Below are 21,778 nucleotides of genomic sequence, written 5' to 3'. Positions count from 1 at the left end.
CGTTAACCGACCCGCCAACCGAGAAATCCTCAAACTTCGCTCCGTGCATTAACATCGAGCAACGAAGACGCCTAAAACCTGCCTTTAGAGGCACCCGACGCGACTTTCCGAACGCCTTCCTTGAAGGGATTCCAGGGGATTATTCAGGTTTGTCAATCGTCTATCCGCAACCCTCTTAAATGACAAATCGATAAGCCGACTTGGGGGTAGTTTCTGACGTATTCTGGCCGCCTTTACAACACATCTTCGGTATGTCTCGTGAAATATTTTTACGCCATTATTGCCACGCTTTTGCTGACGGTCACTTTGACGGTTCTTGGGGCTTCGCTCTACAAGCCGGACGTTGATTTATCGCTGACGGACCAGCAGTTGTCCTGGATTGCCGACAAAATATTCCAGAACGAATGTTCCGGTGAACTGGATTGCCTGGTTTCCTGGGGGGAGGACGAAGACTATCTATCCCTCGGTATCGGCCATTTTAAATGGTACCCCAAGGACGTGGAGGGATCCTTTGCCGAGAGCTTTCCCGACCTGATCAAGTTTATGAAGTCTGAATCGGTGGAGATGCCGGTTTGGCTGGCTGAGATGGAACCGTTGAACGCGCCCTGGCCGGACCGCGAAACCTTCCTGGCTCAAAGTAAGGAGCCGCAGGTGGAGTTCCTGAGGTGGCTGCTGGATTACAGCCAGCATGTACAGGCCCAGTTTATGTACGAGAGAGCCCAGGAGACCCTGGAGGCGATTTTAAAGGTGACGCCAGAGCCGCAGCAGGTTGCGATGAAGCAGGACATTGACGCCCTGACCAGCACGCTGGGCGGCATTTATGCGCTGATCGATTATGTGAACTTCAAGGGTGAGGGCCTGTCGGCCAAAGAAACCTACGCTGGCGAGGGCTGGGGCCTGCGACAGGTGCTGGAGCGAATGGGCGAGATCGAAGACGGTGCGGCGCTGGACCGCTTCCGCAGTGCGGCCGCGGATGTATTGATTCGCCGGGCTGAAAACGCCCCTCAAGGGATCGAAGCGAAGCGGTGGATTGCAGGCTGGCTGAATCGCGTTGGCACTTACCAGAGTTAGTGCTCATCAGAGATAGCGCTTATCAGAGTCAGCGCTGGTCCTGATGAGTACCGGTTAAAGCGAGTGCGAGGCCCGTGCTGCTGCGTGTTGACTGCGCCGCTTGCATCATGGATGACGGGCCTTCGTTGAAGTGCTCATCGCTGGCTACGCGCTTGTGCCAATCCTTTGAAACCGGACTCACCGGTCTTCTTCCGCTTTATCCCGGGCCTCCATCTCCGCCTTTCTTTTGAGGATCTTTTCCATTTTGTCCTTGGGAATTCGCATGCTGTTGGCGTTGTCGCGCAGGATGAGCAGGCTGCCGACAATCAGGCAGAGGGCGAGAACGAGGAAAAACCATCCTATTACGGGCATATGGGTGACTCCCTGATTACGTTGGTTTCCTTTATAGTGGACCAAGCAGCTTCAGACCTACAACCAGATGCCGGGATAAACCCCCATGTCGTTTGCCAGAATTTATGAACAGGCCGCCGCCCGCAAAGGTGGAGAGGCAGAATTACGTTCACTTTTGCCCCGCGTCGCGGAGGCGGGGGAACTGGAAGCGCAGGGGGACGACCGTTACCTGTCCGAGATTACCCGGTGTGTGTTTAAGGCAGGGTTTGTGTGGCGGGTCATCGAGAACAAGTGGCCGGGTTTTGAGGCCGCATTCCAGGGCTTTGTGCCGCTCTACTGGCAGCAGGTACCGCCCGAGGTCTTGGAGGCGCTGGCGCAGGACGAGCGCATTGTGCGCAACCTGCAGAAAATTCGCACGGTGCCGGAGAACGCCCGGATGATTGTGGATGCCGCCCGTGAACATGGCAGTTTTGGGGTTTTTCTGAGCCAGTGGCCATCGGAAGATCAGGCGGGTTTGCTGCTGTGGCTCAAGCGCCACGGCGCCCGGCTGGGTGGCGCCACGGCTCAGTATTTTCTACGGCGGATGGGATGGGATTGTTTTATCCTGTCCCAGGATGTGGCGACCGCATTGCGGCGGGAAGGATTGCTGGACGCATCGGCGGGCAGCAAAAAATCGCTGCTCCAGGCCCAGCAGGCGTTCAACGACTGGCACCGGGAAACCGGGCTGCCCTACAGCCATTTGTCCCGCATCCTGGCTTGCACGGTGGGGGACTGACAGGCATGCCATTGTTTGCCAGTGGTAGGCCAGTAATCGGCCTGAATTTGGGCAGAGTTGGGGCAGAGTTGGGACAGAGTTCAGCCCCCATCAGGCTCGCATCCGACGGTCCCCCGGTTATCCCCCGACTGACTCACCGCTCACGGGTGACGGCAGCGAATTACCGGCCCAGGTTTCCATCAGCCGGCAGGTCACCAGATCTCCGGTCACATTGATTGCGGTGCGGCACATATCAAGAATCCGGTCCACGCCCATGATGAGCGCAATACCGCTGGGAGGAATGCCCACGGTTTGCAGAACCATTGCCAGGATAACAATGCCGACACCCGGCGTGGCCGGCGAGCCAATGGAGGCTCCGACCGCCATTGCCACGACCAGCGCCATGCTGCCCATCCCCAGGTCAATGCCATACACCTGGGCCAGGAAGACGGTTGCCACAGCCTGGTAAAGGGCGGTGCCGTTCATGTTGATGGTCGCACCCAGAGGGACCACAAACTGTGATATGGACGGCCGCACGTTGAGTTTGGTTTCCGCCGTGCGGATCGATAATGGCATCACGGCGGCGGAGCTGGATGTCGAAAATGCCAGTAACAGCACATCGCGGACGTCCTGAATGAATTGCCAGGGCCGCAGGCCGCTGAACAGCCGCAGCAACACCAGGTAAATCCCCAGCATCAGCGCCAGCCCGAGAATAACAGTGGCTACATAGGAGGCCATCCCCAGCAGCGCTCCGAATCCAATGCTGGTGGTGAGCTGCGCCATCAGCCCGAACACCGCATAGGGCGCCAGCCGCATGGCCCAGCGGACGACGGTCATACAGATTTGCTGCAAGGAATCGAGCAGGTCCAGCATTGGTTTTGCCTGGGCCGGCGCCATGGTCACCAGGGCTATGCCTATGATGATCGAGAAGATCACGACCTGGAGCATCTGGCCCTGCACCATGGCCCCCAGGGGGTTGCCGGGCAGCAGGCCCAGCAAGGTCTGCGGCAGTTCACTTACGCTCGGCATGCTGGCGGCGTCGCCCGGCAAGTCGGTGGCCTCATCGGAGGCCAGCAAGCCGGCCATCATCCGCCCGGGGTTAATGAGCCCACCCACCCACAACCCGATGGACGCCGCCACCGCGGTGGTGACCACAAAAAACAGCGTGACCCGCAACCCCAGGCGCCGCAATTGGTCCAGGTTTTCACTGGCGGCGAGCCCCCGCACCACGGATGCCACGACCAGCGGAATCACGATCATCTGGATTGTGGCCAGAAACAGCTGCCCCGGAAACGCCAGCCAGTTACCCAGTGTCGCCCCCGTTGAGGGCTCAACCAGTCCCACGGAGGGACCGAGCAAGGCCCCGGTGATCAGACCGGCGAACATGCCAATCAATACCTTGAGCCACAGCCGCTCCCTCACCAGGCCGGTGAGGTAAGAGCTTAAGTACTGAAGGGGGCGCGGGCTTGCGGGGCTGTCCCGGTTCGGGCGCTGGGATGACATATCAGTTCCTTCTGATAGCGACAGCTGTGGCGTGGTTAAAACCGGTGGTATGAATCAAAGGGTTCAGGTCAAACGAACGGCCATGCACTAAACATAGCGTGGCGGCAGGGTGAGCGCCAACGGTCTGCCGATGGGGTAACGCCGCGACGGCCATGGTAAACAGGCGATGGTCAATACAGGACCTAGAGCCATGACCGCAGGCTATGTGTATTAATACTGTGAATAGATGGGCGGAACCCGGCCCCTGCGGGGGTGATTAACAACCAATAGCCAGGGAACAGGCTGGCAACTGGGCAACCGTTGTGACGGATGTCACAACCTTTGGCGGGGCAGGCCCTTACACTGCTTGGAATTCAGCGATTTGGCTTATTATCGGTGGAACCCAGGTTCCCTCAACATTCAACCGGGAGTGCCCAGACAATGATCGAAACAGCCATGCGTTTTTTCCAGGAAGGTGGCTTTTTCATGTACCCAATATCCATCGTGTTGGTACTCGGACTGATCGTGGCTATCGAACGCTATGTGTACCTTTCGGCCCAGAAGATGACCAATCGCAAGGACTTTCGACAGCTGCATCAGAAGATCGGCAATAAAGACCTCAAAGGCGCACTCAACTACGCCCAGAGTTCCGGCAGTGCGATGGCGGGCATGATTGGCTCCGGCCTGTTGCGTCTGGCGCGCCGTCAATCGCGGGAAGACATCGAATACGCGATGGAAGAAGGCCTGCTGGAAGTGATGCCGCGTCTTGAGAAACGCACGCAGTACCTGGCCACGCTGGCCAACGTCTCGACCCTGATGGGCCTGTTGGGCACCATCATCGGTCTGATCGCCGCCTTTACAGCGGTTGCGTCAGCCGATCCCGCCCAAAAAGCGTCACTGTTGTCTCAGAGTATTTCAGTTGCGATGAACACCACGGCCTTTGGCCTGATGTCTGCGATTCCGCTACTGATGTTCCACTCGATTCTGCAAACCAAGACCAATGAGATTGTCGACAGCTTTGAGATGGCCGGAATCAAGGTATTGAACCTGATCTCCGATGGCCAGATTACGGCGCCGACGGCGGCCCAGAAGCCAGATGGGTCCAGCGCCAGTGCGGCGGCGAGCCCGGCCGGTTCAGTTGCTTAACCGCTGATTCACTCACACGGTTCCACGGGAGCGTAATCCATGAGGCGCAAACATCGCCGATTGCACAGCGAAGCCGATCTGGACATTACCGCGTTCATGAATCTGATGATCGTGCTGGTGCCGGTGCTGCTTTTGAATATGGTGTTTGCCCACACCCGCGTGCTGGAACTGAACTTTCCCAATTCGGACGGCAGCGTGGCCGAGCAGGAAGAGTCGCTGCAACTGCAAGTGATGATTCTGGACGCTGAACTGGTGGTGGCAGACAACAAAGGCGCCGTGATCAAAGCGATTCCGAAAACCGATGCGGGCCACGACTTCGGCCTGCTGAGCGACGTGATGCAGAGCATCAAGGCGCGGTTGCCGGAAAAAGACGATATCACCATCATGGCGAAAAAAGACACCACCTACCAAACACTGGTCAGTGTCATGGACACGGTGCGGTCCTTTGAAGCCGTTGTGGCAGGCAGTGTGGTGGACGCCGAATTGTTCCCGGAAATTTCCATTGCCGATGCGCCTGAGCTTGCGGGCGCCAGCGGTCAGTTGATAGGGCAGGGTTCCCAGTGAGGGCGAAATAATGAAAGCGTCAGCCAAGGCAAGACGCCTGCAACGTCACTACAAACGCGGTAAGAAAACCGGCGCGCTGAACCTCGTATCGCTGATGGATATCTTCACCATTCTGGTGTTCTTCCTGATGGTGAACTCCTCGTCTGATGTTCAGGTGCTTAATCCCAAAGCCGGTATCAAACTGCCGGAGTCCAGCGCCAATCAGGCGCCAAAAGACGTGCTGGCCCTGACCGTGCTGGACGACGACATTCTGGTTAACGGTCGCCCGGTCATGAAACGGGCGGTTCTGCAGGCGTTCGACGGTGACGTGGAACCGTCCCTGAAAGCGGAGCTGGATTACCAGGCCGGCCGTGCCAACACACCGGCACCGGAGGCCGGTCGCCCGATTACCATCCTGGCAGACCGGGAGTTGCCCTACGAGCTGCTGAAAAAAATCATGTCCACCTGTGTGGACGCCGGTTACGCCAGCATTTCTTTGGCGGTTAGCCAGACTGTGCAGCAGGGGGCCTGATTGTAAAGTATGCGCGGCCTGGCCTGGCGTCAGGAATAGGGGAGAGTGAAAACGGCTGATCGCTATTGCTGCCGTGATCTGCCCGATTTTTCTTGGGATGGCGATTTACATTACCTGGATCAAGCTGCCCGAACAGAAGCGGGAAGAGCAGGAGCAGGTCGTGGCTGCCCCATCGAACTGCTGTCCGGTTAACAGACTGCCACGGACGGCGCCGCATCACCCGGCCACGGTTTCTGGCCGCCAAGGTGTCGATCGGATGCCCCGAGAATGCACCGGAAGAGGCGCCGTTGCCGCGCCCAAAGGATACTATTCCATGCTGTTTCAATGGTTCAGACGAAGACAAGTCGAACAACACCTTTCAAACATGGCGATGGCACTGTCCAATCGATATGGCCGAACTCTGGACTGCACCCAGGGCCAGGTCTCAACAACCCTGGAAGTGCTGAACGCCAAACGATTTTTGTACCCCTACAGCCATGCGGTCTTCTTATCGAAAAGGGCGGCACTCCGGCATTTCAAAGGCGCGAAGCGTTACAATCAGAACTTGCGGGAAATTGCAGACCTGTTGTTTGACGGCGATCTGTCGGAGGTCCGTAAATTCCGGAAAGCCCGTCGGGTGGGAAACAGTGGCCATTCGAGTGTCGGCCATGTATCTGAGTTTTCAGGTGGGCATGATCGGGCCTAACGGAGATTCAATGCAGTGGCGCAGCGTCCGAGCCGGAATCGAGGCTGGTGTTGTGTCTCGAACGTCGCTGGGTGCTGGGGGGGTGGCCACACCCGTTCGTGTCTTGCTTGGGTAAAGTCAGGGCGTAGGTCAGAAAGACTGACAACATCAGTTTAGGGATGGAGATACCTCAATGAAAGCAATCGGGATGCTGATGGTTCTATTGTCTGTTGGTGGCTGCAGTCATCGGGCGGTTTATGAGAACATTCAGATCAATAACCGCAATGACTGTTCAAAACGCCCGCCGTCGGAATACGCCGCCTGTATGGAAAGGGCGAGTAAGTCCTATGATGAGTATGAACGAGAGCGTCAGGAAATTATTAAATAACAGGCGTCACACGGCAGCATTGACGCCGGCGGCAGATGCCTGGGCAATGATGCGTTCAAATTTGCTTTGCTGGGAGGAACCCACGTTGAAACCGAAACTTGATTCAGAGATCACCTGCCCGGCGTGTGGTCACAAGGAAGTGGAGACGATGCCAGAGGATGCTTGCCAGTATTTTTATGAGTGCAAAGGTTGCCGGGCATTGCTCAAACCAAAGCCCGGTGACTGCTGTGTATTCTGCTCGTACGGCGACACGCCGTGCCCCCCCATTCAGCTCGATCAATCGTGCTGTTGACTGGAAGAGCTCCCGTGACCGGTTGATCAGGGTGAAGTCGAAGATGTAGCGTGTTAAAGGCTGTGTGTAGGCAGCGCCGACGCCTCTGGGCTGTATGTGCTGCCTGGTCCTCTCAGTAAGCCGCTCCGACCTGTGTTTTGGGTTGTCCCGGTCTCCGTTCCCTTACGCTTAGCCTTATCCCTACCCTTTATCCCTGGCCCGCGCCGGTCAGTGCCTGGTGCTCAAATGAGTGTATAGTTAATCATTATTGACGTGGAACAGGCCGGCTTTGCCCATGTCTGTTAAGAGAGATTGATTGGTGAGCACATGAAGAAACTATTCATGGTGTGTGGCCTGGCCTTGATATTGGCAACCGTTTTCAGCCTTATCGCCCGCCCGGTTCCCATCGAGCAGAAACTGATAAAGATTCACGCCAGCGATGTGCTGGATGGATTTCCTGGCATCGAAGACGAGCCGGTCGAAGTCCAGGCGATACTGCTGGACCTTGCGGATGACCCGTTGCTGGTCCTGAAGGCACAGGCGGCGTTTATCCGTTACCCGGACATGGCTCGCAACCAGTTTCGGCTCTACGGCACGGAACCGGAATTTCAGGACATCTTGCGGCAATACGGCGAGAACATCCTGCCTCCGATTCATCATTTTATCAGCCAGCCGATCCACTCCATTGAGCTGATGAACCAGGCCGCCCAGCGCTATCAGGCCGTCAAACGTTACTTTAACGGCACCCAGGCCAGCGATGTCCCCAACAGCGCTCCCGACAACGAAGCCCAGAACCGACGCCGGACGCTGTCGCCGGAAGAGCGTGGCTGGTTTGCCGTCAACTTCATTCACAGTGAAGGCCATGATTTTCTCGGCCAGTTTATTGTGGATGACCAAGGGGACACCCAGTGGATCGTGACAGAGCGCGTGCTGGAAGGGGTGAATCAGTTTTTCACCAGTGGCATTCGCGGTCTGGAAACCAATTATCGCGCCGGTGAAGAGCTGACCTTGGGGGATTTCGGCTGGGCATCGGTTGACGTGCTAATGTTCGCCAGCGCAGTGAAAGTGCTCGGTGTGGGACGTGCCGCCGCGGCGACCACCAAGGGCGCCAGCCGAGGCACCCGCTCGGCAGCCCTGGCCGTCCGTGTCAGCCAGAGTGGACGCCTGGTACTGAACAGTGCCCGCTACGCGAAATGGCCCCTGATCATCGGCGCCGGCTACCTCGTGGTGTCCCACCCCAGCCTTATCAGTGACCTGTTTGCCGGGCTTGCGGAAGTCCTGGACTACCCCGTGTTGGCGGTGCAGATAGTGGGTTGGTTCCTGCTCTTGCTCCCGGCCCTTTATCTTGGCCGTTGGCTGCTGTGGCTGTTGAGTCCGCTGCTCACGGGCCTGTTGCGCACGGCTCAGGTCATGCTTGCCAGCCTGAGTGGCCGGGGACGCCGTGGGTCCGGGTATGGGGAGTGGTGAGGTGGGGCGTTATGAAAAGGTCACTCCCGACCGACCTGAAGCGGTCAGGCCAGGAGTGATTCTGTTTGTTGCTCATCAGATCTCAGAATTGGTTTGAATTGAAGATGAAACGTTTTCTTTTATAGGCGGTGTCGGCTTCTTCGGGCAGCTTGTGCTGGCCGTAAACCCGCTCGTTCGACCGCTCCATCATTTGATCCTGCCCTGGTTGTCCCGGACCTGCTGCGGTGGGACCATAGGTTTGATGGATTCTTTCGATTGGGTCCATGGCTTGATCGGTCTGGCGGTCCTGCTTGCGATCCACCAATCCTTCCGCCTGAGCCAGGCCGCATACCAGCGTCAACGCGCAAGCTGGAAGCAGAAGCGCTTTCGTTCGAGTCATCATTGCAAATCTCCCTGTTGGTACGCCAAGTATCCGTTCACAACGGTCTTTGCCGTTTTGAGCGTTTTGATTAGACACGTGGGCAGGGGTTGAATTTCTCCGAATTCTTAATGTTTGAGACTATTTTTCTATATGCATTAACAGTTCAGAAGTAAGCAGTTATTACTAAGCACCCGAAATCTTGACCAGAAGGGTTTGAATGGCGTCCATGTCGTTTTGAGCGACATTCCTGCAAGTCCCGGGGCCGGGCAATTTACGGCGCGTCGCGGATTGTTAACGGAGTCCAGACTCGGGAGCGGTCACCAAGGACGGCTGTGTGCAAAGCTGGCCGACACTTCAGCTTCGAAGCATGCCGGTTTGACCTTCATGACCCTGGCGGGTCCTGTGAAGCTGAAGCGTCGGCTACAACCACTGTTCCACTGTGGAGCCTGGCACTTGGCATTGCGGGGTTACACGGTAAAGCGCCACGTGATATGGCTGTTTTGCGCCTGGATTAGGACAACAAAGAGCCGGGCAACAAAAAGGGCAGCGCGACTGCAACAACGCCGATCTGCCCTCTGTGACGGGTGCATCCGTGATGACGCGGTCAATCCGTCATCCGGTAAACGTATAAGCGATCAGACCGCCTGCACGGATACCCGCGTGCCATTAAACGCCGCATTGCCGGTCAGCTGGTCAATGCGTTGTGAGTCGGTGACGTCGTTGATGCTGACCCCCGGTTGGGCCTCGGCAATGGCCATGCCGGTGTGTTGTCGGTTGTGGCCCCAACCCTGGGGAATGCTGATCACGCTCTCAAACATGTCGTCGTCGATTTCCACCGGTAGCTGGATGCTGCCGGTGGGCGAGGCTACCCGCGCCGTCTGTCCATTCTCAAGGCCAAGCTGTTTTGCATCGGCGGAGTGGATCAAAATCGTGCAGGGGTTTTTGCCTTTGACCAGTCGGTGAGAATTCTGGGTCCAGGTGTTGTGGCTGCGTGGCAGTCGACGGCTGATCAGTGAAAACGGGAAGTGGGGGTCTTTGCTCGGACTCATCACGTCGGAGGCGTCCAGGCGTGCCAGATCGTCAAGGTACAGTTCAGGTGCGATGTGGATCAGGCCGTCCTCGGTCTGGAGCCTTTGTTCCAGGCAGGGTTGCAAGGCGCCAAGATCCACGCCGTGCGGGTTCTCCCGGAGGTGGGCCAGGCTCATGCCCTGATCGGCATAAGCGCCGTGGCGCAAACCACCGTCCAGCATCATCTCTGGCGTAACGCCATCGTCCTCGCGCCCGGTCAGGTGCAACGTCAACTCACGGAGAATTTCCCAGTCGTGCATCTGATCGGGGGATTTTTCAAACAGGGGATCGGAGAACTTGGCGGTGTTGCGCACGGCAAACGAGTTGAAGAAGACATCGTAATGAGGCACTTCCAGCCCGGTGGTCGCAGGCAGGATGATATCGGCGTGCCGGGTGGTTTCGTTCAGGTAAATGTCCACGGACACCATGAATTCCAGGGCGTCAAAAGCCTCTTCCAGTCGCGCGCCGCCGGGGCTGGAGAGCACGGGATTGCCGGCAATCGTGAACATTGCCCTGATCTGTCCTTCGCCGGGCGTGAGGATCTCGTCGGCCAGGGTGGCCACCGGAAATTCGCCGTTAAAGAAGGGCAGCTTTCTGACCCGGGATTCGTGACGGCCATAAGAACTCGGCTTGCCCTTCTTGTCCCGGACCAGATCAAACGCGGGCTGGGGAAACATCGCGCCGCCCCGGCGATCAAAATTCCCGGTGAGTAGATTGAGCACATTATTCAACCACTGGCACAAACCGCCAAAGGATTGGGTGGAGGCACCCATTCTGCTGTAGCAGACTGCGCTTTTGGCGTCCGCCAATTGTCGTGCCAGCCCCCGTATGGTGTCCGCACCAATGCCGCACGCATCCGCGATCCGTTCCGGTGAGTAGGGTTTGACCGCGTCTTCAAGCTGGTCAAGCCCTTCGATCAGGGGGGCGAGGTGGCCGAGGGTTACCCGCCCCTCATCAAACAGGGTATGGGCGATGGCGAGCAACAACAGCGCGTCCGTTTCCGGACGGATAAACAGATGTTGGTCCGCTTTTTTGGCCGTCTCTGTGCGGCGCGGATCGACCACCACCACTTTGCCGCCACGCTGCTGGATGGCCTTGAGTCGTTTGCCGACCCCCGGCGCGGTCATCAGGCTGCCATTGGAGACAAGCGGGTTGGCACCGATGATCAGCATGAAATCTGTGTGGTCGATGTCAGGAATGGGGATCAGCATGCCCGCCCCGAGCATGTAGTTGGACGCCACATGGTGCGGAAGCTGGTCGGCCGACGCCGAGCTGTAGCGGTTGTTGGTGCCCAGGGCCTTGAAAAACCGCGGCAGCATGATGGCATTGCCGAAGTTGTGGGCGTTGGGATTGCCAAGGTATACGCCGGCCGCGTTAGGGCCATGGGTGTCCTGGATGCCCCGGACGCGAGTGGCGATTTCCTCGAACGCCTGTTGCCAGCTGATGTCCTGCCAGCCGTCGCTGGTCCGTTTGAGCGGGGTTTTCAGCCGGTCTTTGTCGTTGTAAAAGTCCTGCAGGGCGACAGCCTTGGGGCAGATGTGGCCCCGGCTGAAGGGGTCGTCGTTGTCGCCCTTGATCGATAGGATGTCTTCGCCCTGAAGTTTGATTTCAAGGCCGCACATGGCTTCGCAAATATTGCAGGTGCGGTAGTGGGTCTTGGATTCGCTCATATCAAAGGACTCGGTCAGTGGCGTTGTCATTTTTTGTGGGTGTCAGTATGGCAGTAGTGGTGGGGAAATCTAACGGTCATAATCGACATAATGTTGGTCATTTTCGCCATTAGGCCTCTGCGCTCGCCATGGTTACGAAACACAGACCATCCAGGTTATGAAACACAGACCACCAACAGCCATGACAAGCCTTGGCTAAACAATTGACTGGTATTCGGCCAGCCACGGCTTCAGGTCTTGCATCGGCAGGGGATGACACAGCCAGAAGCCCTGGAGTTTGTCGCAGCCCAACTGCTTCAGCATGTGAGCGGTTTCTGCTTTCTCAACGCCTTCTGCGACCACACTGTAGCCCAGGCTGTGCGACATATTGATCGCGGTTTCGACAATGACTTTTGAACTTTCACTGGTGCACAGGTCGATGATCAGTGACCGGTCCAGTTTGATTTCCGTTGCGGGTAACTGCTTCAGGTAGGACAGGGACGAATAGCCGCTGCCAAAGTCGTCAATGGATATCCGGAGTCCGATATCAGCCAGCTTTTGCAGTGCGACCAGGCCTTTCTCGGGATCTTCCATGGCCGCCGTTTCGGTCAGTTCCACCGTGAGTCGCGCAGCCTCGACACGGTGCTGAGTCAACGTGGCCGCAATCAGGCTGGTGAGTTCCCTCGATGCCAGGTCACGGGCGGAAATATTGATCGATACGTCCAGCGTCGGGTTGTCATGCAGCAGTTCTGCCAGGTCTCGAATGCCGTGCTCAATGGCCCATCGGGTTAACTGGGTAATAACCCCGGTCTCTTCCGCCAAAGGGATGAAGTCCGTTGGGCAGACCCACCCCCGTTCCGGGTGATGCCAGCGAATCAGTGCTTCCAGGCCCACAATCCGACCGTTGGTGAGGCAGACTTTGGGTTGGTAGTGAAGTTCGGTGTGATTGTTATACAGGGCCTCTCTGAGGTCTGACATCAGGGTCAGGCGGCTTTCACTGTAGATATCGTAGTTTTTCGAGTAGTACCCGGTTTCAAACCGGCCATGGGGTGTGATCTCCATGCCAACGTGGGCATTGCGAATCAGCAGCGCCGCGTTGTCGCCGTGCATGGGATAACTGGCGGCGCCAAACTTGGGGTGGAGATCAATGGCCAGGTTTTTCAGCAGCATCGGTTCAGACAGGAGTTGGAGCGCCTTGTTAAGGCTGGTGAAGTTGTCACCGACTTTATGCGCATCGACCAGCAGGCCAAAGCAGTCTCCAGACAATTGGTAGACCTGTTCAACCCGGCCCCGATCGTCACAAACACTCTGTATTCCGGGCAGCCGGGCGGCCAGCGCCTTCATCTGCTCGGCGACGCGGTTGAGTAGTTGCTCACTGTGCGTGAGCCCCAGTGTGCGGTTTATTTCATCCAGGCGCGTCACCCGGGCCACACCGACCATGAAATGGCCGTCTGGCTCCAGTTGAAGTTGCTGGTTGACCATCCATTCGAACCGGTTACGGTTGGGGAGTTTGGTAACCGGATCGTGGGTCATCGCTTCGGTCAGTTTATTGTGGGCGTCATTCCTGGCCTTTTCTTTACGCAGGCTATCGGCTTGTGCCTCGATTTTGTGCTCACGTTCGCGATACAGGCGATCCGCCAGGGCGACGGTTAAGATAAAGGCTTCAAGCCCGGAGCCGATCTGCATGGCGTATTCGGTGACAAAGTTTTCAGGGAAAAACCCCAACGCCCGGCCCGCCGTGGCTAGCACGCCAATGGTCAGGGGCGTCCAGGCAATGGTGAAAAAAGCGCCTGCGCGCACGCCGGCTGCCCAGGTAATGGGGCCTGCGACAAACAGCAGGGAAAAGAAGAACAGGGCCGAAATCGACGACAGCATGACGGAGGCGTTGTAACTCAGCACCAGGGCTGAGAGGAAATTGAGGACTTCGAAACAGATCATTGCCCGAATGGCGATGTCCAGTTTGGGACTGTGGGATTTTATCCTGAGGAACTCCCGGCAGAACAGCACCGAGAATAACGCCAGAATCGGCATCGATACCAACAGTGCCCGGGCATGCAACAGGGGAGATTGCGGGTAGAAATGCTGGAAGCTATAGCCCTTTATGGATGTGAAAAACAGCAGGTAGCCGGCAATCGCCAGGGCATAGTACAGATACAGTTTTTCCCGCAGGGTCAGAAATACCGCCAGGTTGATCAGGATAATGACGGTCAGGCAGCCGTAATAAAAAAAATGCAGTTTCTGTTCGTTAGCCGCAGCGCCGAAGAATTGGTTTTCGCGCCATATTTTGAGCGGCACAATCATCGACCCGGCGGTTTTGACGCGGACATAAAGGGTCTTCAACTGCTCCGGCGCCAGTGTGAAACGCAGCAACATGTTCGGGTGGTCAACCTCCCGCGGGTAGAAGGGACGGGTATCCCCGGTGGCGAACTCGCGAATTTTGTTGTTACCTGAGAAAACGTAGAACGTCACATCATCAAGCTGGGAATAGGCGAGTTCGGCGATCAGGTTAAGGTTTTGCCGGGTTTGGTTGCGCACAGAAAATCGCAGCCAATAGGTCGATGGGGTGATGCCGAAGGTGGCGCTGCCGGTCGGTATCCATTGCCACTGATCGTCGGGTTGCTTGGCTATTTGCTCAATACTCGCTTGCCCCGAGGTGTCCTCGATGGTTTGGAACTGGCTCTGAATGGGGGAGGACTGGGTAACGATTATGGGGTGCGTTTCGGCATAGGCGTGACTCCCTGCCCAAAAACACACAACGGCCAAAACGGCACGTAGGGCGCGAAATGGAATCACAGTCTGCTAACCAGGAAGTCGGTCATGGAGTTTTGTCGTTGAGCAAGCGTGGCGTAAGCAATTGGAATATAAATATTTACAACTACGCTTCGTCCATGACCGCCACTGAAATTTCCGTTCTTATTCTTGATTTTGGGCAATACAGCAATCCTATCGCCATTAGAGATCCAAGGCGAACGGTTTTGGTGTAGCGATTTGTTTACGAAATGACGAGTCGCAGCTTCAGGGGAGGCGGTGATCGGCAAAGGTCCCATCCCCTGTCTGCCTTCCTTCGCGCATCCACAGTGTTTTAGACAGTCGTCGCGTGCAGGCCATCTCCCGGCCGGCGTTCCTGTGAGAACGATCTATTCTGACCTGGGTCAAACTGTGTAGGCCCAATGAGGATTCCAATAAAGGTTCAGGGTTCATAATGGGATTGATCGCCAATCGATACAGGAGGCGATTATGACAGATACAAGGTTCAGAGATCGGCGGGCGGCCGGGATCGCTCTGGCGCGACGGTTCAAGCAGGGCACGGTTCCGGTCGATGCGCTGGTGTTGGGGCTGGCGAGAGGTGGCGTGCCGGTGGCAGAAGAAATAGCCCAGTTACTGAACCTGGAACTGGATGTCCTCAATCTGCGCAAACTGGGGCTGCCTTACCATCCCGAGCTCGCCATGGGTGCGATCGCCGAGGATGGCACCCGTTTGCTCGACCACGAATTGATCGCCAACGTTGGCGTGACGGAGGCAGAGATTGCCCGAGTGCAGGCTGAAGAACTGGCGACGCTGGTGTCCCGCATTCGCAGCTTCCGGGCGGTACGCCCCCCGGCGGAGGTGTCGGGGCGGACGGTGATCCTGGTGGACGATGGCATCGCCACAGGCACCACGATGACGCTGGCCATCCAATTGCTGCGCAAACGCGGGGCATCGCACATAATTGTTGCGGTGCCGGTGGGGCCGGTGGGAACAGTCAAACGTTTTACCGACCTGGCCGATCAGTGTATCTGCCTTATGGAGCCGCAAGGATTCAGCTCGGTTGGCCTGTGGTACCGGGATTTCCACCAGGTACCGGAAAGCACCGTGATTGAAGCCCTCAAGGAAGCGCAGGCGCGTAGCCGGGATCGCAACACTCAAGGCCGTGCGAACAAGCCCGGCCGCGTGCCATTGACGGACGACAAGAGCAATCACAGGCCAAAAGGGTAGGTGTCCGGCAGCCCGGCCAGTAGGTGAGTGTGCAGGGGCGTGACCGCCCGGGTTTCGTCGAGCCATATGTACTCGTCAAACTGGGCCGGCAGGGAGGCGTCGTAGTAGTGACTCTGGCGCTCGGTTTCCGGGCGGTAGATGACACCGATCGCCCGTTGCAGCCGTTTGAGGCCTAATTCGTACATCAGGTCTGGGTCACCATCGCGCAGCGGCAACAGCACATTGCGCAGTCCGGTGTCGTGAAACAACCGCTCATAACTGCCCGGCAAAGACGGCCTTACCCGCTTTGTCGCCATGGGCCCACCCCAGTCTGAGGCAGCGGCCACCGTCCCGGTGTGCGTACCGAAACCAATGGTGAAAAGATTATCGCCATACTGGGCTTGGGCGAGGCGACCGATGTTGTACTCGCCCCGGCGACTCATATCCGTGGCCTCGCTGTCGCCCACATGGGAATTGTGGGCCCAGACGATGCCACGGCTGTCTGCGCCCCAATGCTCCAGAAGGCGCGCCAACGTACTGAACATGTGCGTGTCCCGCAGGTTCCAGCCGTTGTGCCCGGAAAAGAACATGGTCCGGTAATAGGCCTCGGCGCTGGCCACCAATTGTGCGTTTTGCCACAAGTCGAACACTCGCTCGCCATTATGCCGAGCCAGCTCTTTTTGAGACTCATGGAGGGTGTTCAGGTGTTTCAGTATGGCCTGTTCGCAGCTTTTGAAGGCAGGGCTCAGCGCCGCACGGGCATACCCCACCGGGTCATCGCGGTAAGGCAGTAAACACCGGTAATGTCGTAAGGCTTCTTCGGCCGCATCGGAATCGTATTGTTGGAGATACGTCAGCACCTCATACATGGAGGTGTAGAGGCTGTAGAGGTCCAGCCCGTAAAACGCGACCCGCGACGCCGCCCGGTGATCGCTGTTCCATGCCCGGAGCCAGTCGACGAAACGCCGAACTTCCTGATTGCGCCACATCCAGGTTGGAAACCGTGCAAAGGCCGTCCACTCGGACGGCGGGTACTCCTTGTGTCGCACGTAGTGGTCCACTCGCGCGGCGTCTGGCCAGTCCCCTTCGATGGCAATGAACTGGAAGTGTTCCCGCTCGATGAGCAAACGCGAAATTGCGGCCCGCACCTCATAGAACTCGGATGTGCCGTGGGACGCCTCACCAATCATGACCAGGCGGGCATCGCCAATACGCTCCAGCAGACCTGTCTCTGACAGGTGCTCCAGATCGTCGAATTTGATGCAGGCCGCGCCCAATCCTTTAATGGACGTGGTATTTGAAGACGCGGCACACATAGTCCATCACCTCGGCGGGTTCCATCAAACCGGTTGCATGCATCGCCTTCAGGCGAAGTGTGCCAGGGTGCCGTTGTTCCACAAAGTGGTTGAACTTCTTCTTGCTTTGTCCGGGGCCCAGAAGCAACATCTCGTCCGCTGTCAGCAGGTGCTGAAAGATTTTCTCGTAAAACGTGTTCATCTCCTGCAAGTAGCGATGCTGACGATGATCTTCCGCGACCACATCCTGATGCGCGTTGGGTGCTTTCTGGTGATGGCCGCCCGACGATTTTGACGGGCGATGAGCATCGGATGTGACCGTGACTATCTGGGGCTCCCCCGTTTCCAGCCGCACGATAATGGCCTTTCTGTGATCCATCCAAACGCCGGTGTAGTGTTTCATTGAGCCCTCCTCTCCTTAAGAGCTATACCTTTTGCCAGCATGCACCTACGGCAATGGCGGTGGTTGACGTAACTCAAAAAAGACGTTCTTTTAACAGACTTCCAACGATTTTTTTGTTCCAGCAGTGTTGGTGGTTATTTGCCGCTGAGGTACGTCATGGTCAGGACGCGGCCACCCCTCGCAGAAGGCGCCGCTTTATAATCATTGCTGATTTATTTTCATGTATTCTGGTGCGGCTTTTTATCTTGAATGAACAGGGCGAGCGACTCACCCGTGGCGGGAACATCCGCAGGATGCGCCCGCATTGATAGCGCTCGAAAAGGATCGTCATGCTGACGCTGGGTAGTCTCTATTCCTTGCTTCTGATTGTTTTCGGTCTGACTCCGGACGCCCGGTTGCGCTACGGCGGCGCTGTTCTGGCGATTCTGCTGGCGGTCGCAGTTGGTTATAACCACTGGGATTTCGCCGGGCTGGCGCTGAGTTACGTGGTGTTGACGCTCTGGATGTGCGAACGCCCCGGCCCGACCTGGTTGAATTGGCTGCGTTACGGGCTATGGCTGGTCGCAAGCGCTGCGCTGGTGACCCACTCCGTCCCCGGGTACGAAGGGCTGCTGATCGCCGACCACGTCGTGTTCAAAGAGGGCAGTGTCGCGACTTCGCTCTACCTGAATCACGACAAGGTACTGGTCGCATGGTCGCTGTTGAATTGGCTGCCGCTGTTCGGGCGCAGCCTTGCTTCGCCGGGCGCCTCGTCAGGGCCGGCGACGCTGCTGATTCTCGTGGCCGGTATCGGGGCAGTGCTGTTGCTGGCGGTGCTGCCTGGATTAATCGAGTGGCGGCCCGGGGTGCCGGAGTGGGCCTTGGTGTTTGCGGTGTCCAACCTGCTGAATACCTGTGTGGCCGAAGAGCTGCTGTTCCGGGGTGTGTTGCAGCGTTGCCTGGCGTCCCGATTGGGCCAACTGGTGGCCTTGGCCACTGCCAGTGTGTTGTTTGGACTTGCGCATTGGGCAGGTGGCTGGGCTTACGTTGCATTGGCAAGCGCCGCCGGTCTGCTATACGGTCTCGCCTACCTGTGGACGGGTAGGCTGGTCTGGGCAGTGCTGGTGCATTGGGCGTTGAATATGAGTCACTTTTTGCTGTTCACCTATCCAATGAGTGCCTGACCCGGCCATCGCTCACGGCGTCCGGCCAGGTTCCGGTTGGCTGTGTTGGTGACGGCCTGGAAGCGAACACCAGGATGCCAGCGTCCGAAACTCCGGCTCTACTGATTACCTGTGGCGCTCATGAAGGCATAATGAGGACTCAATGAGCGTGGCGGTAGGTCATACCATCGTCACACACCCTTTAACTGGACCAGATACAGTGCGACGAAGAAGGATGAAAGTTTTATGAAGCAGGCAATACGGAAGATTTTATGGCCTATTCTCAAACACTTTGAAAACGGGGAAATTGGGCCAAATTACAAGAAGTCGTATCGAGCTATCCTGATCGTTGTCGGTGTGCTGTTTCTGGTCCTGTCCTCCATTTCGGTTGCGGGCTTGATTTACACCGGAGAGCTTGGCGCCCTTATCCCGGCGGTGATATTTTCAGTCGTCGCGTTTGTCTCTCTGACGGTGGGCACAGTGGGTTCGGACAAGGCCGTGTCGCGGATTTGGGGCGATCGGTAGGTTTCAGCGGAGCCGGGAAATCCGCAGCCGTCGTTTATTGCCACGGAGGCTGGCCTGCCCGCAAAATAGCTGGAAGTATCGGTCCTGCCGGCGGTCTTAATCCCACTGCGTCCCGTGCGCCACAACTGTTCCATTCAATCAATACCGTGAATCATCCGGTGACTGGGCCCGAAAATGGGCGTCCAGCCGTTCCACTTCCGCGTCGAATTCTCCATCCATCGCCATTTCGCTGCTGTCCAGCCGGTACTGCGCGGTGGGTAGGCGAATTTCAAATTCAACGCCGTTGATATCCAATGGCTCAAAGCCGAGTTTGTGGCCGCCGCGTTTGGGTTGATAGGTCAGGCGCCAGCGCGGGCGTTCAGGTTGACCGGGGTCAAAGCGGTGCTGTTTGCCTTTGTTATCGAAACCGTCGATGCGTTGGGTGCGCTCGCTGACGTTGTCGCCGGTGGTGGTCACCTCGACGCTGCGCACGGGGGATTTAAACGCCCACTCCAGGGCTTTGTCCCATTCGCCGCCGGGCAACCGGCACTGGGGTTTGCCGTCCTGCAGTACGATGTCCACCCGCTCGGTCATGACCTCGTCGTTTTCAAGCTGAATGCGGACCGCATACTGGGTTTCGGGGGTGTCGATGTTGTGCACTGAAATCTGGCCTTCATAGCCTTTAACGATTTCATTGACGAAATACAGGCCCAGGCCGCGGCCATGGTGTTCCCGTACCCGGCGGGTAGAGAACCCGAGCTGGAACAGGTTCTGGCGGTCCTCATCCCGCAGGTGTGGGCCCCGGTTATAGATCCGGAAGCACGCCTGGCCCTGGTATTCCGTCAGGGTCAGCGCAACAGGGGCAAAGGGACTACTAAAGCCGCGTTTGCGGGAGAAGAACTGGGCGTTTTTCAGCAGGTTTTCCAACATCAGGATCAAGTGGTTTTCGTTGCCGAGCAATTCGCCCACGGGGGCAAGCCGGACGCACCATTGCGCATCGATATGGGTGTAGTCACCGGCATTTTCAGACACCGGCAGGGCATCCGGGGAGACCTGAACCAGCGCCCGCAAAGCGGCCGTTTGCGGCGCATAGACCGCCTGATATGGCTGTGAGCCGGTGGCATCGCTGTTGAGCACCTGCTGATAATAGTGTTCCTCACACTCACACAGCAGATTACCGATATGCAGGGCCAGATTGTCAGCCGTCGACAGGTCCAGCAGGTCCCACAGATAGCGCATGGCCTCAAGTGCGGCATCAATTTTCCCGGGTTCGAGGGTGGAGCCTTCGGACCGGGCAGACTGCTGCGCCTGTTGCAGGGCGGTTTGCACTTTGTCGAAGCTGATCACGCCGTTGTGACGGACCTCGGCGGCGATGCTCTTGAAATGCAGAAACTTCTCGTCGTATTCAATGTAGTCCAACAGCTTGTCGCTGATAAAACGCTTGAGCTTGTCGGCATGGTCGGAATAGGTGTGCGCCTTGCGTTGCAGGTGCTTTTTGCTATCCCAGATTTCGTTGACCCGGCGCCGCAATCGTTGCACGTCCGCTTGCTGACGCACGAACTGACGGTGATACCGGCGCAGGTCCATGCAGATAAGCAGGATCAACAGGCCGAGGGCGGCGGTATTGAATTCCGGGCGCAGCCACTGGTCGGGAACGGGATAGTAGCTGCGCAGCAAAGGATCGGTCTGGAGCAGCAGGAAGGCGACCAGGCCTAAACCGGCCACCATTCCCAGCCAGGGGAAGGTAATGGTCTGGACACGGTCATTGGGCTGCTCGGTCATAGTGCTGGTGTCGGCAACGGGTTTGGAGGCTTTCATGATTGGGTCTGGGTCTCTCCGAGGGGTTTCCAGCTGTAAGCACCTTCATCACCGAAGGTCACAATGCCCGCGCCCTGTTTGCACTGGCTCACAAAGTGCCCCTTGCCACCCATGGCCTGATCGATTGACAGCCGCAGGGTTCGGATGTGCTGGCGGTAGTTGGCGTAGGAGAATCGCTCCAGGTCGGCGTCCAGCTTGTCGGCAATCTGCCCGGTGCTGAGTGGGCGTGGCGATGCCTCCAGCAGGTAACGCAGGATTTTACGCGGTGTCGGGGGCAGGGGCCGCTTGGTGTTGCTGGGGTTCATCAGTTTCTGGCCCCGCCAATAGGCTTCCCAGGTGGTGGTGTCGAGCATCAGTTCGCCGCTTTTCAGGACATCGCCGGTCTGTGATTGTCCGGCCTGACTCAGGCTTTGCTGGCGCAGGCGGGCCTTGATGCGCCAGCACAGCACTGACTCGATATTGCGCTGGTGCTTGGCAATGAAGTCCTGGGCGCCCGTGGTTTCAAAGGCTTCCTGCTCAATGTCGGTGCCGCTGTGCTCGGACAGATAGATGATGGGCAAATCCGGCCATTTGCGCTGCAGCGCCCGAGACACCGAAAAGCCCGCCGCGTCGTTGCCGTTCATGTTGGCATCCAGCAGCGCCAGGTCGGGCGGTGTCTGGGGCTCGGCCAGACGAATATGCTGGCACGCGGCTTCCGCAAACTGGAAAACCTGTACCTGGGTCGGGTGATGGTCGAAGTCTGTGGCTTCCAGTACCGGTTTGAATTTGTCGATCCAGTGAGACTGATCTTCAACCCAAAGGATGTTGGCCATGCGCCATGCCTTGTCGAGTTAGCGTTGTAAATGATGACACCAGTTTAGCAAGTCGTGCTGTGGTGCTCGTCCCGGTGCTACAGAAAGCTACAAAACTTCTGGACAGACCGTTTTTTACTCACAG

The 21,778-nt window shown here is 57.5% G+C and carries 21 protein-coding genes; 12 read left to right on the top strand and 9 right to left on the bottom strand.

Translation table 11 applies throughout. The annotated features are described in order from the left end of the window. The first annotated feature begins 258 nt into the window (after positions 1-258). Positions 259-1,071 carry a hypothetical protein gene (locus GRX64_RS06080; RefSeq protein WP_166264688.1) on the top strand — a complete coding sequence of 271 codons (813 nt, stop codon included), beginning with the start codon at positions 259-261 and terminating at the stop codon, positions 1,069-1,071. A 177-nt stretch (positions 1,072-1,248) separates the two neighbouring features. Here GRX64_RS06080 and GRX64_RS06075 read toward each other — a convergent pair whose 3' ends face one another. Next, complete coding sequence (locus tag GRX64_RS06075) at positions 1,249-1,422, bottom strand: DUF2897 family protein (protein WP_166264686.1); 174 nt, start codon at positions 1,420-1,422, stop codon at positions 1,249-1,251. An 85-nt stretch (positions 1,423-1,507) separates the two neighbouring features. Between GRX64_RS06075 and GRX64_RS06070 the strand changes: the two genes are divergently transcribed. Continuing rightward, positions 1,508-2,176: a DNA-3-methyladenine glycosylase I gene (locus GRX64_RS06070; RefSeq protein ID WP_166264684.1), complete on the top strand. Its 669-nt coding sequence runs from the start codon at positions 1,508-1,510 to the stop codon at positions 2,174-2,176. 117 nt (positions 2,177-2,293) lie between these two features. Here the strand turns inward: GRX64_RS06070 and GRX64_RS06065 are convergent, their stop codons facing one another. Further along, positions 2,294-3,658 carry a dicarboxylate/amino acid:cation symporter gene (locus GRX64_RS06065; RefSeq protein WP_166264682.1) on the bottom strand — a complete coding sequence of 455 codons (1,365 nt, stop codon included), beginning with the start codon at positions 3,656-3,658 and terminating at the stop codon, positions 2,294-2,296. Between the two features lie 420 nt (positions 3,659-4,078). Here GRX64_RS06065 and GRX64_RS06060 point away from each other — a divergent pair, with 420 nt between their 5' ends. The 7 genes from GRX64_RS06060 to GRX64_RS06030 all read left to right on the top strand — a co-directional run bounded on the left by GRX64_RS06060 (position 4,079) and on the right by GRX64_RS06030 (position 8,648). After that, positions 4,079-4,783 (top strand): MotA/TolQ/ExbB proton channel family protein, encoded by a 705-nt coding sequence (locus tag GRX64_RS06060; protein WP_166264680.1) that lies wholly within the window; start codon positions 4,079-4,081, stop codon positions 4,781-4,783. A 39-nt stretch (positions 4,784-4,822) separates the two neighbouring features. Then, positions 4,823-5,347, top strand: a complete 525-nt coding sequence (locus GRX64_RS06055; RefSeq protein WP_166264678.1) for an ExbD/TolR family protein — start codon at positions 4,823-4,825, stop codon at positions 5,345-5,347. 10 nt (positions 5,348-5,357) lie between these two features. Continuing rightward, positions 5,358-5,858 (top strand): ExbD/TolR family protein, encoded by a 501-nt coding sequence (locus tag GRX64_RS06050; protein WP_166264676.1) that lies wholly within the window; start codon positions 5,358-5,360, stop codon positions 5,856-5,858. Between the two features lie 97 nt (positions 5,859-5,955). Continuing rightward, on the top strand, positions 5,956-6,543 hold the full coding sequence (locus GRX64_RS06045; protein WP_166264674.1) for a DUF6559 family protein: 588 nt from the start codon (positions 5,956-5,958) through the stop codon (positions 6,541-6,543). Between the two features lie 172 nt (positions 6,544-6,715). Beyond that, positions 6,716-6,910, top strand: a complete 195-nt coding sequence (locus GRX64_RS06040) for a hypothetical protein (RefSeq protein ID WP_235937536.1) — start codon at positions 6,716-6,718, stop codon at positions 6,908-6,910. Next, positions 6,870-7,202 (top strand): GDCCVxC domain-containing (seleno)protein, encoded by a 333-nt coding sequence (locus tag GRX64_RS19535; protein WP_486624551.1) that lies wholly within the window; start codon positions 6,870-6,872, stop codon positions 7,200-7,202. The genes GRX64_RS06040 and GRX64_RS19535 overlap by 41 nt, the downstream gene beginning before the upstream one ends. Positions 7,203-7,508: 306 nt before the next feature. Beyond that, positions 7,509-8,648 (top strand): hypothetical protein, encoded by a 1,140-nt coding sequence (locus GRX64_RS06030; RefSeq protein ID WP_166264672.1) that lies wholly within the window; start codon positions 7,509-7,511, stop codon positions 8,646-8,648. A gap of 82 nt (positions 8,649-8,730) precedes the next feature. On the opposite strand, the gene GRX64_RS06025 is transcribed toward GRX64_RS06030, so the two are convergent. The 3 genes from GRX64_RS06025 to GRX64_RS06015 form a co-directional block, all read right to left on the bottom strand. Further along, the gene (locus tag GRX64_RS06025) at positions 8,731-9,030 is read right to left on the bottom strand and encodes a hypothetical protein (RefSeq protein ID WP_166264670.1); all 300 of its coding nucleotides are present in this window, start codon (positions 9,028-9,030) and stop codon (positions 8,731-8,733) included. A 614-nt stretch (positions 9,031-9,644) separates the two neighbouring features. Further along, on the bottom strand, positions 9,645-11,747 hold the full coding sequence (locus tag GRX64_RS06020; RefSeq protein WP_166264668.1) for a molybdopterin-dependent oxidoreductase: 2,103 nt from the start codon (positions 11,745-11,747) through the stop codon (positions 9,645-9,647). Positions 11,748-11,942: 195 nt separating this feature from the next. Then, the gene (locus tag GRX64_RS06015; protein ID WP_166264666.1) at positions 11,943-14,519 is read right to left on the bottom strand and encodes an EAL domain-containing protein; all 2,577 of its coding nucleotides are present in this window, start codon (positions 14,517-14,519) and stop codon (positions 11,943-11,945) included. A 444-nt stretch (positions 14,520-14,963) separates the two neighbouring features. On the opposite strand from GRX64_RS06015, the gene GRX64_RS06010 reads away from it, so the two are divergent. Continuing rightward, a complete protein-coding gene (locus GRX64_RS06010; protein ID WP_166264664.1) occupies positions 14,964-15,701 on the top strand; it encodes a phosphoribosyltransferase in 738 nt (245 codons plus the stop codon). On the opposite strand, the gene GRX64_RS06005 is transcribed toward GRX64_RS06010, so the two are convergent. Continuing rightward, positions 15,683-16,996, bottom strand: coding sequence for an erythromycin esterase family protein (locus tag GRX64_RS06005; protein ID WP_166264662.1), 1,314 nt, complete (start codon positions 16,994-16,996; stop codon positions 15,683-15,685). The genes GRX64_RS06010 and GRX64_RS06005 overlap by 19 nt on opposite strands. After that, positions 16,962-17,378 (bottom strand): hypothetical protein, encoded by a 417-nt coding sequence (locus tag GRX64_RS06000; RefSeq protein ID WP_166264660.1) that lies wholly within the window; start codon positions 17,376-17,378, stop codon positions 16,962-16,964. The genes GRX64_RS06005 and GRX64_RS06000 overlap by 35 nt, the downstream gene beginning before the upstream one ends. A gap of 329 nt (positions 17,379-17,707) precedes the next feature. Here GRX64_RS06000 and GRX64_RS05995 point away from each other — a divergent pair, with 329 nt between their 5' ends. Further along, on the top strand, positions 17,708-18,541 hold the full coding sequence (locus tag GRX64_RS05995) for a CPBP family intramembrane glutamic endopeptidase (RefSeq protein ID WP_166264658.1): 834 nt from the start codon (positions 17,708-17,710) through the stop codon (positions 18,539-18,541). Between the two features lie 225 nt (positions 18,542-18,766). After that, positions 18,767-19,045: a hypothetical protein gene (locus tag GRX64_RS05990; protein ID WP_166264656.1), complete on the top strand. Its 279-nt coding sequence runs from the start codon at positions 18,767-18,769 to the stop codon at positions 19,043-19,045. Between the two features lie 138 nt (positions 19,046-19,183). On the opposite strand, the gene GRX64_RS05985 is transcribed toward GRX64_RS05990, so the two are convergent. Together GRX64_RS05985 and GRX64_RS05980 are read right to left on the bottom strand one after the other, a co-directional pair. Continuing rightward, positions 19,184-20,842, bottom strand: a complete 1,659-nt coding sequence (locus GRX64_RS05985; RefSeq protein ID WP_166264654.1) for an ATP-binding protein — start codon at positions 20,840-20,842, stop codon at positions 19,184-19,186. Continuing rightward, entirely contained in the window at positions 20,839-21,654 is an 816-nt protein-coding gene (locus GRX64_RS05980) for a response regulator transcription factor (RefSeq protein ID WP_166264652.1), read from the bottom strand. The genes GRX64_RS05985 and GRX64_RS05980 overlap by 4 nt, the downstream gene beginning before the upstream one ends. Positions 21,655-21,778 lie beyond the last annotated feature (124 nt).

Source organism: Marinobacter caseinilyticus, from assembly GCF_011074955.1.
GTDB classification, from domain to species: domain Bacteria; phylum Pseudomonadota; class Gammaproteobacteria; order Pseudomonadales; family Oleiphilaceae; genus Marinobacter; species Marinobacter caseinilyticus.
The sequence above is the reverse complement of the archived record's forward strand: the minus strand, read 5'-3'. Positions and strand labels throughout refer to the sequence as shown.